Source organism: Rhodococcus sp. OK302 (genome assembly GCF_002245895.1).
Lineage (GTDB): Bacteria > Actinomycetota > Actinomycetes > Mycobacteriales > Mycobacteriaceae > Rhodococcus_F.
Genome location: NZ_NPJZ01000001.1, coordinates 1,423,067 through 1,438,355 on the forward strand (window position 1 = coordinate 1,423,067; position 15,289 = coordinate 1,438,355).

Below are 15,289 nucleotides of genomic sequence, written 5' to 3' on the forward strand. Positions count from 1 at the left end.
AGCCACAACAGATCCACTCGAGTCCCGAGAAATGAGCGAGTCGTAATGACAACCCCAGAAGACACCATAGCTGCGCTCGCGCGTCGTCTCGACGATGCTCAGACCAGTTGCACCGACACACCGAGCCTGGCTGACGATAACAACATCGACATCGACGACGCGTACAAGATTCAGAACGCTCTCCTCGAAAGGCGTGTCGGGCGCGGGGAATCCATTGTCGGCGTCAAACTCGGATTCACGAGCAAAGCCAAGATGGCCCAGATGGGTGTCTCCGAGGTTATCGTCGGCCAACTGACCGACGCGATGACAGTGGAGAACGGCGGCGACGTCGACCTGTCGTCCTTCATTCATCCCAAGATCGAACCTGAAGTGGCGTACCGACTGTCGAAGGACGTCGACCTCGATGATCCGAGTGTCGACATCGAATCATGCGTCGACGCGGTCGCCGCGGCAATGGAGATCATCGATTCGCGATATCGCGATTTTCGCTTCACCTACACCGATGTCGTCGCGGACAACACCAGTGCCGCCGGATATGTGATCGGGCCGTGGCAGCCTTTGCAAGATGTCTCGGATCGAGTTGTCCGTATGAAGGTCGGTAGCGAAGAGGTTGTCGGTTCGACGTCGGCGATCCTTGGCGATCCGGCACAAGCACTCCACGCCTTGCTGGACATTGCCCGTCGACGCAGAATCCCCTTGCGTGCCGGGCAGGTCATTCTGGCCGGCGCGGCAACGGCGGCAATACAGCTTGATGAGGTAACAGCACAGTGCGACGTTGCGGGACTGGGAACCGTTTCGGTGCGAGGTGTTCGATGAGTGGTGCTCAGGTCATCGAGAGGTTGGCCAGGCCTCGCGGTAAGTTCCCGCATGTCAAGGTCGTCGGAGATTTTGTCTACGTATCGGGTACCAGCTCGCGGAGGCCGGACAACACGTTTGTCGGTGTCGAGGTCGATGAAATGGGTACGACGTCGCTCGACATTCGGGCGCAGACGCGTGCCGTTATCGAGAACATTGCCGCGATCCTCGCCGAAGTGGGCGGTGAACTGGGCGATCTGGTCCAGGTCACGTCCTATTTAGTGTCCATGAACGACTTCGGCGGATACAACGAGGTATACGCCGAACTGTTCGACGAAAACGGCCCGACGAGAACGACTGTGGCCGTTCATCAACTGCCGCATCCACATCTGCTCATCGAAATTTCCGGCGTGGCGTACGTGCCCGCCTCCCGACGCTCAGCGTTCGTAGATACGGAGAATGCATCATGACCGTGATTCCGCCCGTCATCGACTTCAAGAAGTGGATCGACGACAACCGGCATCTGCTGCAGCCGCCCGTCAACAACCAGACGATGGCGCTGGGAGACGACTTTATCGTGCAGGTAGTCGGTGGACCCAATCAGCGCACCGACTATCACCTCGATCCGTACGAGGAGTGGTTCTACCAGCTCGAAGGTGACATTCACGTCAACGTCATGACGGAAGACGGACCCCAGCGCGTCGACATCCGGGAGGGTGAAACCTGGCTGCTGCCAGGAAATCTCCCGCATTCGCCGCAGCGCCCGACTGCCGGTTCGATCGGCCTTGTCATCGAGCGCGTCCGTGTCGAGGGAACGCTGGAAAAGTTTCAGTGGTACTGCCTGGAATGTGATCACAAGATTTACGAGGTGGAACTACAGGTGCGCGACATCGTCGCCGACCTCCCACCGGTCTTCGTCACATTTTACGAGAGCGAAGAAGCGCGCACGTGTGAAAACTGCGGCACACTGCATCCAGGCAAGGGCTGAGCGATGAGCGACATGATCGACGTTCATACCCATTACGTGCCCAAGGGGTGGCCGGATCTCTCGGCGGATGCAGGTCCGGAGGCTCCGTGGATGAAGGTGGAGTCAGAGACTGAAGCCATGATCATGATGGGTACCAAGGAGTTTCGACGCGTCCAGTCCGATGCCTGGGATGCCGAGGTGCGCCTTCGGGATATGGATGCGGACGGGGTGCAGACGCAAGTTGTCTCGCCGACACCCGCATTCTTCAATTACGGCCGCACCGGTGAGCAGGCGACCAGAATCTCGAGGATCTTCAACGATCTTGCACTCGAGATCGTAGAACCCGCGAAGGACCGACTTATTCCGTTCTGTCAGGTTCCGTTGCAAGACACCGATGCCGCCTGTCGTGAACTCGAGCGTTGCATTGCGAACGGGCACCGGGGAGTCGAGATCGGCAATCACGTCGGCGATCTCGATCTCGACAGTGAGGGGGTCGTGACATTCCTGCAGCATTGCGCGTCGCTGGACGTACCGGTCTTCGTGCATCCGTGGGATATGGCCAACTCGCCCCGGCTTGATCGTTGGATGGCGCAGTGGCTCACCGCGATGCCGGCCGAGACGCATTTGTCGATACTCGCACTGATCCTCGGCGGCGTCTTCGACAAGATCGATGATCGGCTGAAGATCGGATTTGCACATGGCGGTGGATCTTTCGCATTCTGGCTCGGCCGGATGGAGAACGCCTGGCACGGCCGAAATGACATCATCGGAACGTCGGAGTATCCGCCCTCGCATTACCTGGGCAGGTTCTACGTGGATTCTGTCGTCTTCGATGAGCGTGCGCTGAGATTGCTGGTGGACACGGTGGGGGTGGACCGTGTGATGGTGGGAAGTGATTACCCGTATCCGCTGGGTGAACGACCTGTCGGAAATGTTGTTCGTAAGAGTGAGTTCTTGGATGATGCTGCACGACAGCTAATTTCGCGGGGGAATGCCGAACGGTTCCTCGGTTTGTCGGGTATGCCTGTTTGGGTATAGCTAACGAGTGTTTCGGCATTTGTGAGTCATGTCTCGGGCGCGCACAATTCAACAACAACGATCGACGACGCTCGTGAACCACGGTCGGCGACAGAAGATTCCACCATCCGCCTGCCGCCCATCCAATCGATAGGTATCCGCGATGACCCAAAGCGTAACCAGTGACGGAAAGCCGTTGCCGGAGAAAGCTGCCCGCAGCAGAGTTGCCCTGGCAACCCTCGCCGGCACAACTCTTGAATGGTACGACTTCTTTCTCTACGGAACAGCCGCAGCGCTGATCTTCAACAAGCAATTTTTCCCAAGTCTGAGTCCCACCGCGGGAACTTTGGCTGCGTTCAGCACATTTGCCGTCGGCTTCATCGCTCGACCGGTGGGTGGCCTCGTGTTCGGACACTTCGGTGACCGTATCGGCCGCAAGGCGACACTCGTCGTCTCGCTGGTGATGATGGGCGTCGGCTCCACCCTGATCGGCCTGATCCCGAACTACGATTCCATCGGATTCTGGGCTCCCGTGCTGTTGGTCCTGATGCGAGTCATCCAGGGCATCGGGCTGGGCGGCGAAGGTGCCGGGGCGACACTGATGTCGATGGAACATGCGCCGGCCGGTCAGAAGAACCTGTATGCAGGCTTCCCGCAAATGGGTACACCAGCCGGACTTGTTCTCGCCAACGGACTTTTCCTCAGTATCAGCGCAATGATGTCGGACTCGGCCTTTGCTTCGTGGGGATGGCGTATTCCGTTCCTGCTCAGCTTCGTTCTGGTTGCGATCGGACTGGTGATTCGCCTACGCGTTACCGAGTCACCGTCGTTCGCGGGAATCATGGAAAAGAACGAAATTGTACGCTTCCCGCTGCGTGAGGCGCTCAAGGTCGGTTTCCCTCGTCTCTCGCTCACATTGGCTGCCTGCGTTGCGAACTCGGCAGTGGCGTATGCCTTCATGGTGTTCACCCTTGCATACGGCACCCAACATCTGGGCTACGACAAGCAGTTCCTGGTTCTCAGTGTCACTGCCGCGGCAGCCGTGTGGTTCATTTCGATTCCGATCTGGACCAAGGTGGCAGACAAGTACGGCCGACGGCACATGTTTATCGGTGGATCCGCGGCAATCCTGTTGTGGTGCATTGTTTTCTTCCCGCTTCTGAACACCGAGAACAAAGTTGTCGCCGTCGTCGCCTTTATCGGGATGGGTTTGATCATCCCGGTGACGCACTGCGTCCAGGGTGCCATCATCGCGGATACATTCCCGGCGAAGGTGCGATACTCCGGTTCGTCGCTGATTCTGCAGAGCGGTGCGATTCTGGGTGGCGGATTGGCTCCGATGATCGCAACGGCACTGCTCGACGCCACGGGTTCCTCGGTCGGAGTGACCTGGTACCTGGTGGCAATGTGCTCGATCAGTCTGGCCGGCGCAATCGCACTGTTCCGGGTGGTGCCGGATTCATCGCGTGGGTTGCAGTACGATGAGGTTCGTATGTCCGAGAACGCTTGAGAGACTGCATGATCGAAGGCCCGCTCCCGGGGATGGGAGCGGGCCTTTTATGGATGCATGAGTTCTTTGGCAAAGGCGCCCAACGTGACGATCAGTGCTTCTGCGGACGGACTTGACGTTCTGGTGGCAGAAGTCGTGATACCTACACTGTGGCCGATCGGATCGAGAGTGATCGGAAGCGTGGTCAGACGAGCGTCGTCGCGGGGAATCAGGCTCGGAAGTACGGCAATCATGTCGGTCTCGATCAGCAGTTGTCGAACTGTGAGGAATGATGTTGCCTCGACGCGGTTCTCGGGCATCGGGAGGCCGTTGCGGACAAAGAACTCTTCCAGTTCGCGGCGGAGGACGGTTTCGACGCCGGGCAAGATCCAGGGAAAGTTGCGAAGATCTTCGAGTTGTATGTCTTCGCGCTCGGTCAGCGGATGATCAACGCGGGTAACAAGTTCGACTGATTCGGCGTAGAGATTACGCCTTATTGCGGTGCCGTCGGTCGGTGAGGTGAGCCGGCCGACAATCAGGTCGATTCGGCCGGCTTCGAGATCGGTGAGCAGTTGTTCGGGGGTGCTCTCTCGAACGATCACTGTGAGCAGCGGATGATGAACCTTCAGGCGTGCAATAGCGCCGGGCAACAACACATTTGATCCTGCGAGATGCGTTCCTACGATGACGGTTCCACGGTTTGCGTCGGCAAGTTCCACCACGTGCCGGCCGGCTTCGGTGAGCTGCGCGATGACGGCTCGAGCGTGAGCCGTGAAGGCCTCGCCGAAAATGGTCGGAGTGATGCCGCGTGGCCCGCGATCGAAGAGTGAGACGCCGAGAATCGACTCGATGTCGTGGAGGCTGCGAGTTGCCACAGGTTGCGTGATGTGAAGTGCAGCGGCGGCACCGACCACGCTGCCCTGACGACTCAATGCGTCGACCAGCAAGAGGTGGCGGAGTTTGAGTCGCCCGTCGAGGAGCTTGGGCATGTCCATGTCGGCAATCCTAGCTGGGATTGCCGCTGACGAACAGATGCTCGAAGTTGCTCAGGCGAAGGTGATTCCGATCGGATTCTCCGGTGTGTACGTCTTCCATGATTTTCCGCCGTCCGGACTTCCGTTATGTGCAAACGAAATCCAGAGCTGTCGAATCCGGCGACCCAGCTCGTCGACAGTCGACCACTCGGCGTCGCCCAGCATTGGCGAACCCTGCCAAGCCTTTTGGGATCCCAAGACGAACGGGAGATCAATGCAGTGTGGGGCGCCGAAAGCGTTCTCCTCGGGAGTCCAATCGAAACGATACGTGTACACCGAGGCTCCGGTAGCCGCAAACATATCGGCCAACTCCACAGCGGTATCGGCAAACATGTTCTGCGTCAACGCTTCCTCTTTGTCCCGCGATGGGTCGAGTGTCACGCGCAGAAACGCCGATCCTTCGTCGTGTGTGTAGCCGATGATGGCGTCCGGGGCATCGGTGAAGGTGCCTGATTCCTCGGGGAGCGGCGCTACTCCGGAGACGGGAGCGAACGGTGGTTGAACCACATTGCCTGATCGCTGTCCGAACTCGATCGCTGTTCCACGAAATGCCTCCAGCATATCGGCGAGGGGAGCGGTGTTCGGATTGCCGCCGAGTATCCGCGCAAAAACTTTGCCGTTCTCGACTGCTGTCGAGTGTGAAAAGTTGAAGTCCAGACGTGGACTGCTGTGCAATACGACTCTGCGGATTCCGGCGCGGGAGGCATTGCTGCTCAACAGGTTCACTATCGAATGTGCACCAGCGGATTGGCCGAACAGGGTGATCGAATCAGGGTCGCCGCCGAAAGCATCGATGTTGGTCCGTACCCATTCGATCGCGGCGATCTGATCGTGGACTCCGAGATTGCCTTCGCTGACTCCGTCGAGGAGGAGATATCCGAGAACGCCGACTCGGTAGTTGACCGAGACCACGACGACGTCGCCTTCCGTTGACAAGGCGTCACCGTCGTACCAGGGAAGGGAGCCACCGCCACTGGAGTATCCACCTCCGTGCAGCCACACCATCACAGGTCGTCGCCCGGTCAAGGATGGCGTAGTGACCGTGACCGTGAAACTGTCCTCGCTCTGCTCTGGTTCGGGAACAGGCGGCCCCATGACACGTTCGAGTCGTGAGGGTGGTTGCGGAAATACTGTTCCCGGTGCGGTGGCATCAAAAATTCCGATCTGCGGCTCGGCCGGTTCGGGCCGCTGGAATCTGCCGGCACGCGCATACGGAATTCCGCCGAAGTACAACGAACTTTCGCGTCGGACTCCCCGGAACTGTCCCGAAGTCGTGCCGGCGATTACCTCGGACATGCATCCCCTAGCGTTGTATCTGCGTCTTGTCTGATGTGAGCATGCCACCGCGTGACAGCGACACAAATACCTTTATGGTCGGGCGATATGCACTATTGCGAAAGAGCTTCCAACAGTCGATGTTCGAGGCGCTTCGCTAATCTGGAATACACGGCCTCGTCGGCCAATGCGCGCGACATCATGATCGCGCCTTGGATCCCGGCAACAGCTTCTTCCGCGAGCCCGGTGGGATCGTCCGTGGTCTCGAGTGCGACGGTCAGCGCGTCGATCCACTCGTCGAAGTACGACCGCACTTTCGTCCCGAAGCGCTCGCGTTCCTGGCCGAGCGCAAATGCTCCGAATAGACAGATCCGTTGCCCGGACTGAAAGTAGTCGGCAATCGCGTCGAACATGTCTCGGACGCGATCCGGTGCCGGAACTGCTTCTGCACGAAGAGGGTTGAAGACTTTCGAATCAAACCAGGTGTCTACCTCGTCGAGTACGGCCTCGGCCATCTCTTCCTTGCCTCGCGGAAAAAAGTTGTAGAGACTACCTTTGCCCAACCCGGTGTGTTCGGTGATGACCGCGAGACTTGCTCCGTCGAACCCGTACGTTCGGAACACACCCGCGAGGGCGGGGATTGTGTCGGAGCGTTCAGCTACCTGTCTGGCCATGCGTGCATTCTTCCATCACAGACCCAACTCGGTCAGGCTCGGATGATCTTGTGGGCGTGGCCCGGTCAGGTCCCAGAAGAACTTTCGCTCGGATTCCTCAATGGAGACGTCGTTGATACTGGCGTGGCGGTGGTGCATCAGGCCGTCGGCATCGAACTCCCAGTTCTCGTTGCCGTAGGAGCGAAACCACTGTCCGTCGTGATCGTGCCACTCGTACGCGAATCGAACCGCTATCCGGTTGGCGTCGTAGGCCCACAGTTCCTTGATCAGGCGGTAGTCCAGTTCGCGATTCCATTTCTCGGTGAGAAGCTCGACGATCTCGGTGCGGCCCGTGACGAACGTCGACCGATTGCGCCACCAACTGTCCGGCGTGTACGCCAGGGACACCTTGTGTGGATCGCGTGAATTCCAGCCGTCCTCGGCGAGGCGAACCTTCTGGATGGCGGTTTCGGGGGTGAAGGGGGGGAATGGGCGCTCTGACGGTCATAGCGGGGTCCTCTCGGCTCGTTTGTACCAATCGGTACAAAGTGTACCAATAGGTACAACGGTAGGCCGGAAACGACTTCGGCCGCCCCCACAAGAAGTGGGAGCGGCCGAAAGGTCGAGCTGGAAGAACCTAGCGTGCGCGACGTGCGAGACGCTCGGAATCCGAGATCAGAACGCTCTTGCCTTCGAGGCGAAGCCATCCGCGGTGTGCGAAGTCGGCCAGTGCCTTGTTGACCGTCTCACGGGAAGCACCGACCAGCTGGGCGATTTCTTCCTGAGTGAGGTCGTGGGTGACGCGCAGTGCGCCGCCTTCCTGGGTGCCGAAGCGCTGTGCAAGCTGCAACAGAGCCTTGGCGACACGGCCGGGAACGTCCGTGAAGATCAGGTCGGCAAGCGAGTTGTTGGTACGACGCAGGCGGCGAGCGAGAACGCGGAGCAGCTGCTCTGCGATCTCGGGACGCTGCTGGATCCACGCCTTGAGTGCGTCGCGGTCCATGCTCACTGCGCGAACCTCGGTGACAGTGGTGGCTGTCGAGGTGCGGGGGCCCGGGTCGAAGATGGACAGCTCGCCGAACATGTCGGACGGGCCCATGATTGTCAGCAGGTTCTCGCGGCCGTCGGGTGAGCGTCGACCGATCTTCACCTTGCCGGACACGATGATGTACAGGCGGTCGCCCGGTTCACCTTCGTTGAAGATGACATGTCCACGGGGAAAGTCGACCGGTTGCAGCTGCTTGGTCAGCGCCGCTACCGCTGAGGGCTCGACTCCTTGGAAGATGCCGGCTCTTGCCAGGACGTCGTCCACGTGCGCTCCTTGTTGGGATTTTGTTCGTTTGTGGTGTCGCTTATTTCACTATCTATCTTTGTACCTGCGCAATCTGTGCGTAATGCAACAGGTACGGCACCGAAGTCTACGTCCCGAGTGGCCGGAGCGAGTGATTGATGCCACGTAAGGGCCGAAAATTCTCCTGACAGCGGAAGAATTGGCTAGTTTGTATCGCCTTCGAGGGGCTCAGTGGCCGGGGCGATCATCCCGACCGCTGCCGAGTTGACTGCTGGTGCGACGCCCTTTCCGTTGTAAGTGGAACCGTGCGAATGCGTGCGGGAATCCGTCGCTGGCCAGCGCTGCGACGTCGTCCTGGCTGGCCTGATCCAGGAACTCGGCCACTTCGTTTTCCCGCACCGAGAGTCGACGCAGTCGCCGTTCGACCCTCTCCATCGCCAAGGCGAAGAGCATCAACAGCACTGGGAAGAGGATCACAGCGAGTCCTTGCATACGGGAAAGTAAACACGGCCAACATCTCGGAATCGACACGACAAAATGTCGTGTCGGGACATATCCGTACAGTTGTCTGAGTGCAGACCACCCCAACCGAGCGTTCAGAGCCACCTCGGCGACGGCGGTCCACCGGTACTGGTGGTGAAGAATCGCATCTGGCGTTGGTACGTCGCGCACGTCGGATGAACCGGCAGCTCGCGGTGGCATTCCCGCACGTGTACTGCGAACTTGATTTCACGACGCCTCTCGAACTGGCAGTGGCAACCATCCTGTCAGCACAGTGCACAGATGTTCGCGTCAACATGGTGACGCCGGCGCTGTTTGCGCGATACCCGGATGCTCGTGCCTACGCCGAAGCCGACCGGCTCGAACTCGAGGAGTACATCCGGTCCACCGGCTTTTATCGGAACAAGACCACGTCGTTGATCGGATTGGGCCAAGCGCTGCTCGAGCGTTACGACGGCGAAGTGCCGAACAAGCTCAAAGATCTGGTCACGCTGCCAGGAATCGGACGTAAGACCGCCAACGTCGTCCTGGGAAACGCATTCGACGTCCCGGGAATTACCGTGGACACCCATTTCGGCCGACTGGTTCGACGTTGGAAGTGGACGGACGAAGAAGATGCCGTCAAAGTCGAACATGCCATCGGAGAGCTGATCGAACGTAAGGAATGGACACTGCTGTCACATCGCGTCATCTTCCACGGACGACGCGTCTGCCACGCACGGAAACCAGCGTGTGGCGTGTGTGTCCTGGCCAAGGACTGCCCGTCGTACGGGCTCGGGCCGACCGACAAAGCGGAAGCTGCCGCACTGGTCAAGGGGCCGGAGACTGAGCACCTGCTCGCTCTGGCCGGGTTGTGATCGCTGATGTCCAGTGCTGCTCGGTGGTCCCTCGTTGCGCTTGCCCTGGTTGCCGCGCTCGTCGTCGCGATCTGGCCACGCGGGGTAGATGACGCCCCGAACGTGTCCGGTGGTTCGTCGACTTCGGCTTACCGTCCGCCCACGTTCACACCGTCCTCGGAATCGCTCGGCCAACTTCGAGAGCAAGCCGGGTTGGCGGCTTGTCCGACGCCGGTTGCCCCCGCTCCGGCCGGAGCGGCGCTCACCGGAATCACCCTCGACTGCATCGCCGACGGCAGTTCGGTCGATCTCGCGGCCGCGGTGGCCGGAAAACCCACGCTCGTGAACCTCTGGGCGTACTGGTGCGCGCCATGCGCAGAAGAACTGCCTCACCTCCAGGAATTTGCGGATCGTGCAGGGCAGAGTGTCAATGTGTTGACGGTGCATTCCGATTCGAATCAGGAGAACGCATTGACACGACTCATCGACTACTCCGTTCGACTGCCCGGTGTTCAGGACGGCGACGGGAAGGTGCGGATCGCACTCGGTGCGCCCCCCGTTCTACCGGTCTCGGTACTTATCCGCCCCGACGGAACCGTCGCAAAGGTGTTGCCCCAACCGTTCCGCAGTGCGGATGAAATCGCTGCCGCAACGGCGCAGTACTTGGGAGTTGTCGTATGAACGCACAGGTGCCCGAATGGTTGCGTGCAGTTTCCAGCACCGAACCCACCGATCCACACCGTCTCAATCCCGTACTGAACCGGCATGCACCCCGAGGCGCCCACACACGTCCCGCGGCGGTGCTGGTTCTCTTCGGTGGACCTCGCGAGGCTGATCCACTGTGCCTCGGCGGGTTGCCTGAGGGAGCCGACGTACTGCTCACTCAACGTGCGTCGACGATGCGTCAGCACAGTGGCCAGGTCGCGTTTCCCGGCGGCGCCGCTGATCCGGGTGACGACGGTCCCGTCGGCACTGCCCTGCGTGAGGCGCAGGAAGAAACCGGCGTCGATCCGAGCGGAGTTCTCCCGCTGACGGTGTTGCCCGAAATCTTCATTCCACCGTCCGGGTTCGATGTGACTCCGGTGATCGCCTACTGGGAGAGCCCGATGCCTGTGGGCATTCAGGACTCCGGTGAGGTCGGCCGGGTAGCGCGGGTGCCGCTGCGCACGCTCCTCGATCCTGACAACCGCTTCCAGGTTCGCCATCAGGCCGGGTATCAAGGCCCGGCGTTCCTGGCCGACGGCATGCTCGTCTGGGGTTTCACCGCGGGCATCCTGGCCGCACTGTTCGCGGTGTCCGGTTGGGAAATTCCGTGGGATACCGACGACGTGAGGGATCTGGATACGGCACTCGCAGAAATCGGCGAAGACATCGAAGATTCGGCGGTGCCCCGATGACAGGTTCGCGGTGGGTAGACCTTGCCATCGTGCTGGTGGCGCTCATCGCGGCCACGTCGGGATGGCGTCAGGGAGCGGTGGCGTCGGCGTTGGCGTTTGTCGGAGTGATCCTGGGTGCTGTTGCCGGCATCCTCCTGGCGCCGCACGTCCTGGTGCATGTCAGCGAGGGCAAGCTGCGCATTCTGGCCGGCATTTCGTTGATCGTGGTGTTGGTGATAATCGGTGAAGTATCGGGAATGGTGCTGGGCCGAGCTGCGCGAAGTGGCATGCACAGTCCGGTCGCGCGATCAGTCGACAGCGTGATCGGCGCCGGGTTGCAAGCGGTTGCCGTAGTGGTCGCGGCGTGGCTTCTGGCCATCCCGTTGACATCGTCGTCGCAGCCGAGCGTGGCGGCCGCCGTGCGCGGTTCGAACGTCCTGGCCGGTGTCGACGACCTCGCGCCGCAGTGGCTCCGACAGATCCCGACAGAGTTCTCGGCCCTGCTCGACACGTCAGGACTGCCCGACGTGATCGGCCCGTTCGGACGCACCCCCATCACCGATGTGGAACCACCCGACGCCAGTGTTCTGGCCAGCCCGCTGGCCGCGCAGTTGCGGCCGAGCGTTCTGCGCATCAACGGTGTTGCGCCGAGTTGTCAGCGCGCGCTCGAAGGATCCGGGTTCGTCGTGGCGCCGGAGCGCGTCATGACCAACGCCCACGTTGTTGCCGGTACCGAAAGCATCACCGTCGACACCCTGACCGGTCCGTTGCCGGCAAAGGTCGTGCTCTTCGATTCCTCCGTCGACATCGCCATCCTGGCGGTGCCCGGACTCGAGGTACCGGTTCTGCCGTTCGCCTCGAAGCCCGCGCAGACCGGGGACAACGCCCTGGTGCTCGGTTACCCGGGCGGCGGTCCCTACACGGCCAGCGCAGCGCGAGTACGTGAGGTCCTGAACCTGAACGGACCGGATATCTACAAGGCCGGCACCACCAAGCGTGAGGTGTACACCGTTCGCGGATCGATCCGGCAGGGCAATTCCGGTGGACCCATGGTCAACGACCAAGGTGAAGTGCTGGGTGTCGTGTTCGGTGCTGCTATCGACGACAGTGACACCGGCTTTGTCCTCACCGCGAACGAGGTGTCGCGTCAACTGGGGATGGCCGCCGGTGCGTCGACGCCCGTCCCTACGGGCGCCTGCATTCTCTAGGAGCTAGTCGGCGGTAAGGAAGTCCCTCAGTGCGTCGTTGACTCGCTGAGGGGCTTCCCAGTGGGCGTAATGGCCGACTCCCGGGATTGTGTGAAGCTGTTCCTCCGGCGCCCAACGCTTGTTGCGTCGAACAGTGCGTGTCAGCACGTACGGATCCAGGTCGCCGTGAATCTGCAGAATCGGAATGCGGAGCACCTGATCCATCAGTCGCATGAATCTGCGACCCTCGTGGCGGAGTTGGCTGCGGAAGGCCCAACGCTGATATTCCAGCGTTGAATGCGCGACGCCGGGAATCCGAATCGCGGAACGTAATTTGGTGACGACGTCGTCGAATTCCGCTTGCTCCGGCCATGCCGGACCCGAGCGTGCACGCACCAGACGCTCCACCTCGGCACCGTTGTCGGCAGTCAGGCGCCTCTCCGGCCGGAACGGAATCTGATGGGTCAGGAACGACGGTACGAGTGCTTTGCGCTGGTACCGGTCGCGGATGACGGCTTGTTTGAGTGCGAGGGGGTGCGGTGAGGAGATCAACGCGATCGAGCGCACCAACCGTGGATGCAGGATGGCGGTCGCCCAGCACACCAGTCCGCCGTCGGCGTGACCGATCAGCGTGGCCTTGCCGTATCCCATCGCCCGGATAAGCCCCGCGACATCCCCGGCCAGCGTCCAGCCGTCGTAGCCGCGGGGTGGTTTGTCGGAGTCGCCGTACCCACGCAGATCCAAGGCAACCACTCGGAAGCCCTGCGCCGACAGCGCAGTCAGTTGATGGCGCCAGGACCACCAGAAGTCGGCGAATCCGTGTAGGAGCACCACCAAGGGGGCATCCGGATCGGCGTCGCCGACTTCGACGACGTGGAACCGGATGCCGTTGGCGTGAATATCCCGGTGAATCCAGGGGCCGTCGAATCTGACGGTGGATGGATCTGGGGCTGACACAGCGGTTTCGTTACCTACGTGCGTTGAATTCGACCGACGGCTTGACGTCGTCGTGGCTACCGGGAAAGACGCTCTTGGCGGCCTTGAGCGATTCGATCGTCTTCTCCGGAGCCCGGAGTTTCCGGACGCGCATGTAGCCCAGCAGCGCGAGCAGCGCGGTGGTCAGCACCATGATCAGGAACACGATCAAGAACGCAGCCCAACGATCGAGCCACTGGCTGAGCAGCTCTGCCAGGAAGAAAAAGAAGAAGAAGGAACTGAACAGCAGAACCGTGAATGCCAGGATGAAGAAGACACTGCCCTGCAGGCCCTTCTTGACCTCGCCGGTGACCTCGGCCTTGGCGAGCTCGACTTCTGCACGCACCAATGTCGAGACCTGAGCTGTCGCATCCCTGACAAGGGCGCCGATGCTGGCTTCGCTCGGTGTGCGGGCGTCCACATCGGTCAGTGGAATCGAGGACACCGTGTTCGGCACTCCGTCTCCGTTGAAGCGCTGGCTCTCTCCGTTGGTCAAGCTCACTTGTCGACCTCTCCAGGTAGTTCTCTAGCGTCCGTAGCGATGGCAGCGGACTCTTCGTCTCGGGCCGCATGAAACCGCCCACGTCGCCACAGCAGCGCTGATCCGATCAGCGACGCCAACAACGATGTCACGAGAACTGCGGCCTTTGCTATTTCGGCCTCACTGCCATCGCCGACCCCGTCCAGTGCGAGGTCTGCTACAAGCAGGCTAACGGTGAACCCGATGCCGCCGAGAACTGAGAGGGCAAACATGTCCCGCAGTTCCAGCGTCTTGGGTTTTGTGGCTATACCCAATTTGATCGCGAGCAGGGAAATTCCGAAGATTCCGACGGTCTTTCCGACAAGGAGGCCGACAACAACAGCCTGCCCGAAGGGTTCGGTGAAGATGTCGCCCAGCACCGCGCCGTTGATGGGAACGCCGGACGCGAACAGTGCGAACACGGGAACACAGAACCCTGCCGAGAACGGTTGGATGCGATGTTCCAGCCGGGTCCCGGGCGCATACTCCTCGTCCGGGTCACGACGAACCCGCGTGAGTAGGCCGAGTGCGACGCCGGCGAGCGTGGCATGGATACCGGCCTCGTGCATCGAATACCAGGCCAGAAGAGCTAGCGGAATATAGAGGAACGGTGTTGTGATGCGTTTGTGCTGGGCGTAGGCATAGACGGCAAGTGCCGCCACAGCGGTAAGCAACCACAGCATCGCGATCGACGCGGTGAACAGTACGGCGATCAGGATGATGGCCAGGAGATCGTCGACTACGGCAAGGCTGAGCAGGAATACCCGCGCGCTGGTCGGAATGCGGGAACCGGTCAAGGCCAGGATTCCGAGGGCAAAAGCAATATCCGTGGCAACCGGGATGGCCCACGCCTTTTCCATGCCCGGGGTACCCCAGCCGATCGACGCCGCGATGATCGCGGGAACGAGAACTCCGCCACACGCGGCGATGATCGGAAGCATGGCGGCTTTGCGGTCAGCGAGTTCCCCGACGACCAGTTCGCGCTTGAGTTCGAGGCCGGCCACGAAGAAGAAGACGGCAAGCAGACCATCCTGTGCCCAGGTGCCGAGACTGAGGTCGAGGTGGAGCGCCGACGGCCCGATCTGGAAGTCGCGCAATGCGAGGTAACTGTCACCCCAGGGCGAGTTGACCCAGATCAGAGCGATGGCAGCGGCGACCAGGAGGATGGACCCGCCCACTGTTTCGGTGCGGAGGTAGCGGGACAACTCTGACCGCATAGTGGAGATCACGCGAGGATACGACCTTTGTTCGGTGTGCAGACATACGGACGCTGCGGACATATGGACGCGAAAAATCACGTGCCGACCAGACTTCCCGGCTCACCTTTTACGAGATTTTATCGCGGATCGGGCTCGGAACCGAATTTGCGTACG

The 15,289-nt window shown here is 60.8% G+C and carries 18 protein-coding genes; 9 read left to right on the plus strand and 9 right to left on the minus strand.

Going from position 1 to position 15,289, the window contains the following annotated elements; genetic code table 11:
* The first annotated feature begins 45 nt into the window (after nt 1–45).
* From BDB13_RS06435 to BDB13_RS06455, 5 genes are all read left to right on the plus strand, one after another.
* Nucleotides 46–816 (plus strand): 2-keto-4-pentenoate hydratase, encoded by a 771-nt coding sequence (locus BDB13_RS06435; protein ID WP_094270912.1) that lies wholly within the window; start codon nt 46–48, stop codon nt 814–816.
* Entirely contained in the window at nt 813–1,265 is a 453-nt protein-coding gene (locus BDB13_RS06440; protein ID WP_094270913.1) for a RidA family protein, read from the plus strand. The genes BDB13_RS06435 and BDB13_RS06440 overlap by 4 nt, the downstream gene beginning before the upstream one ends.
* Nucleotides 1,262–1,783, plus strand: a complete 522-nt coding sequence (locus tag BDB13_RS06445; protein WP_094270914.1) for a 3-hydroxyanthranilate 3,4-dioxygenase — start codon at nt 1,262–1,264, stop codon at nt 1,781–1,783. Before BDB13_RS06440 ends, BDB13_RS06445 begins: the two co-directional genes overlap by 4 nt.
* Before the next feature lie 3 nt (nt 1,784–1,786).
* Nucleotides 1,787–2,800 (plus strand): amidohydrolase family protein, encoded by a 1,014-nt coding sequence (locus BDB13_RS06450; protein WP_094270915.1) that lies wholly within the window; start codon nt 1,787–1,789, stop codon nt 2,798–2,800.
* Between the two features lie 142 nt (nt 2,801–2,942).
* Entirely contained in the window at nt 2,943–4,289 is a 1,347-nt protein-coding gene (locus tag BDB13_RS06455; RefSeq protein ID WP_094270916.1) for an MFS transporter, read from the plus strand.
* A 47-nt stretch (nt 4,290–4,336) separates the two neighbouring features.
* Here the strand turns inward: BDB13_RS06455 and BDB13_RS06460 are convergent, their stop codons facing one another.
* The 6 genes from BDB13_RS06460 to BDB13_RS06485 all read right to left on the minus strand — a co-directional run bounded on the left by BDB13_RS06460 (nt 4,337) and on the right by BDB13_RS06485 (nt 9,013).
* Nucleotides 4,337–5,263 (minus strand): LysR substrate-binding domain-containing protein, encoded by a 927-nt coding sequence (locus tag BDB13_RS06460; RefSeq protein ID WP_094270917.1) that lies wholly within the window; start codon nt 5,261–5,263, stop codon nt 4,337–4,339.
* A gap of 51 nt (nt 5,264–5,314) precedes the next feature.
* On the minus strand, nt 5,315–6,598 hold the full coding sequence (locus BDB13_RS06465; protein ID WP_094270918.1) for a carboxylesterase family protein: 1,284 nt from the start codon (nt 6,596–6,598) through the stop codon (nt 5,315–5,317).
* Between the two features lie 92 nt (nt 6,599–6,690).
* Nucleotides 6,691–7,251, minus strand: a complete 561-nt coding sequence (locus BDB13_RS06470) for a TetR/AcrR family transcriptional regulator (protein ID WP_094270919.1) — start codon at nt 7,249–7,251, stop codon at nt 6,691–6,693.
* Nucleotides 7,252–7,266: 15 nt separating this feature from the next.
* On the minus strand, nt 7,267–7,692 hold the full coding sequence (locus BDB13_RS06475; protein ID WP_094270920.1) for a nuclear transport factor 2 family protein: 426 nt from the start codon (nt 7,690–7,692) through the stop codon (nt 7,267–7,269).
* A gap of 175 nt (nt 7,693–7,867) precedes the next feature.
* On the minus strand, nt 7,868–8,542 hold the full coding sequence (locus BDB13_RS06480) for a Crp/Fnr family transcriptional regulator (RefSeq protein ID WP_094270921.1): 675 nt from the start codon (nt 8,540–8,542) through the stop codon (nt 7,868–7,870).
* A gap of 207 nt (nt 8,543–8,749) precedes the next feature.
* Nucleotides 8,750–9,013: a hypothetical protein gene (locus BDB13_RS06485; protein ID WP_094270922.1), complete on the minus strand. Its 264-nt coding sequence runs from the start codon at nt 9,011–9,013 to the stop codon at nt 8,750–8,752.
* An 80-nt stretch (nt 9,014–9,093) separates the two neighbouring features.
* On the opposite strand from BDB13_RS06485, the gene nth reads away from it, so the two are divergent.
* The 4 genes from nth to BDB13_RS06505 are packed head-to-tail and all read left to right on the plus strand — an operon-like array spanning nt 9,094 to nt 12,442.
* Nucleotides 9,094–9,879: an endonuclease III gene (gene nth, locus BDB13_RS06490; RefSeq protein ID WP_094270923.1), complete on the plus strand. Its 786-nt coding sequence runs from the start codon at nt 9,094–9,096 to the stop codon at nt 9,877–9,879.
* Nucleotides 9,880–9,885: 6 nt separating this feature from the next.
* A complete protein-coding gene (locus BDB13_RS06495) occupies nt 9,886–10,539 on the plus strand; it encodes a TlpA family protein disulfide reductase (RefSeq protein WP_094270924.1) in 654 nt (217 codons plus the stop codon).
* Nucleotides 10,536–11,255 (plus strand): NUDIX hydrolase, encoded by a 720-nt coding sequence (locus BDB13_RS06500; protein ID WP_094270925.1) that lies wholly within the window; start codon nt 10,536–10,538, stop codon nt 11,253–11,255. Before BDB13_RS06495 ends, BDB13_RS06500 begins: the two co-directional genes overlap by 4 nt.
* Nucleotides 11,252–12,442 carry a MarP family serine protease gene (locus BDB13_RS06505; protein ID WP_094270926.1) on the plus strand — a complete coding sequence of 397 codons (1,191 nt, stop codon included), beginning with the start codon at nt 11,252–11,254 and terminating at the stop codon, nt 12,440–12,442. Before BDB13_RS06500 ends, BDB13_RS06505 begins: the two co-directional genes overlap by 4 nt.
* Nucleotides 12,443–12,445: 3 nt before the next feature.
* Here BDB13_RS06505 and BDB13_RS06510 read toward each other — a convergent pair whose 3' ends face one another.
* From BDB13_RS06510 to nhaA, 3 genes are read right to left on the minus strand one after another with little or no spacing between them, the layout of a single operon-like run.
* Nucleotides 12,446–13,378 (minus strand): alpha/beta fold hydrolase, encoded by a 933-nt coding sequence (locus tag BDB13_RS06510; protein WP_094270927.1) that lies wholly within the window; start codon nt 13,376–13,378, stop codon nt 12,446–12,448.
* 10 nt (nt 13,379–13,388) lie between these two features.
* On the minus strand, nt 13,389–13,898 hold the full coding sequence (locus BDB13_RS06515; protein ID WP_094270928.1) for a phage holin family protein: 510 nt from the start codon (nt 13,896–13,898) through the stop codon (nt 13,389–13,391).
* The gene (nhaA, locus tag BDB13_RS06520) at nt 13,895–15,133 is read right to left on the minus strand and encodes a Na+/H+ antiporter NhaA (RefSeq protein ID WP_176459702.1); all 1,239 of its coding nucleotides are present in this window, start codon (nt 15,131–15,133) and stop codon (nt 13,895–13,897) included. The genes BDB13_RS06515 and nhaA overlap by 4 nt, the downstream gene beginning before the upstream one ends.
* Between the last annotated feature and the right edge of the window lie 156 nt (nt 15,134–15,289).

Excerpts from the sequence above, each read along its gene's own strand:
- BDB13_RS06470 (WP_094270919.1), bottom strand. The coding sequence starts at position 7,251 with ATGGCCAGACAGGTAGCTGAACGCTCCGACACAATCCCCGCCCTCGCG.
- BDB13_RS06460 (WP_094270917.1), bottom strand. The coding sequence starts at position 5,263 with ATGGACATGCCCAAGCTCCTCGACGGGCGACTCAAACTCCGCCACCTC.
- BDB13_RS06495 (WP_094270924.1), top strand. The coding sequence starts at position 9,886 with ATGTCCAGTGCTGCTCGGTGGTCCCTCGTTGCGCTTGCCCTGGTTGCC.
- BDB13_RS06505 (WP_094270926.1), top strand. The coding sequence starts at position 11,252 with ATGACAGGTTCGCGGTGGGTAGACCTTGCCATCGTGCTGGTGGCGCTC.
- BDB13_RS06485 (WP_094270922.1), bottom strand. The coding sequence starts at position 9,013 with ATGCAAGGACTCGCTGTGATCCTCTTCCCAGTGCTGTTGATGCTCTTC.
- BDB13_RS06450 (WP_094270915.1), top strand. The coding sequence starts at position 1,787 with ATGAGCGACATGATCGACGTTCATACCCATTACGTGCCCAAGGGGTGG.
- BDB13_RS06500 (WP_094270925.1), top strand. The coding sequence starts at position 10,536 with ATGAACGCACAGGTGCCCGAATGGTTGCGTGCAGTTTCCAGCACCGAA.
- BDB13_RS06455 (WP_094270916.1), top strand. The coding sequence starts at position 2,943 with ATGACCCAAAGCGTAACCAGTGACGGAAAGCCGTTGCCGGAGAAAGCT.
- BDB13_RS06435 (WP_094270912.1), top strand. The coding sequence starts at position 46 with ATGACAACCCCAGAAGACACCATAGCTGCGCTCGCGCGTCGTCTCGAC.
- BDB13_RS06465 (WP_094270918.1), bottom strand. The coding sequence starts at position 6,598 with ATGTCCGAGGTAATCGCCGGCACGACTTCGGGACAGTTCCGGGGAGTC.
- BDB13_RS06445 (WP_094270914.1), top strand. The coding sequence starts at position 1,262 with ATGACCGTGATTCCGCCCGTCATCGACTTCAAGAAGTGGATCGACGAC.
- BDB13_RS06440 (WP_094270913.1), top strand. The coding sequence starts at position 813 with ATGAGTGGTGCTCAGGTCATCGAGAGGTTGGCCAGGCCTCGCGGTAAG.
- nhaA (WP_176459702.1), bottom strand. The coding sequence starts at position 15,133 with ATGCGGTCAGAGTTGTCCCGCTACCTCCGCACCGAAACAGTGGGCGGG.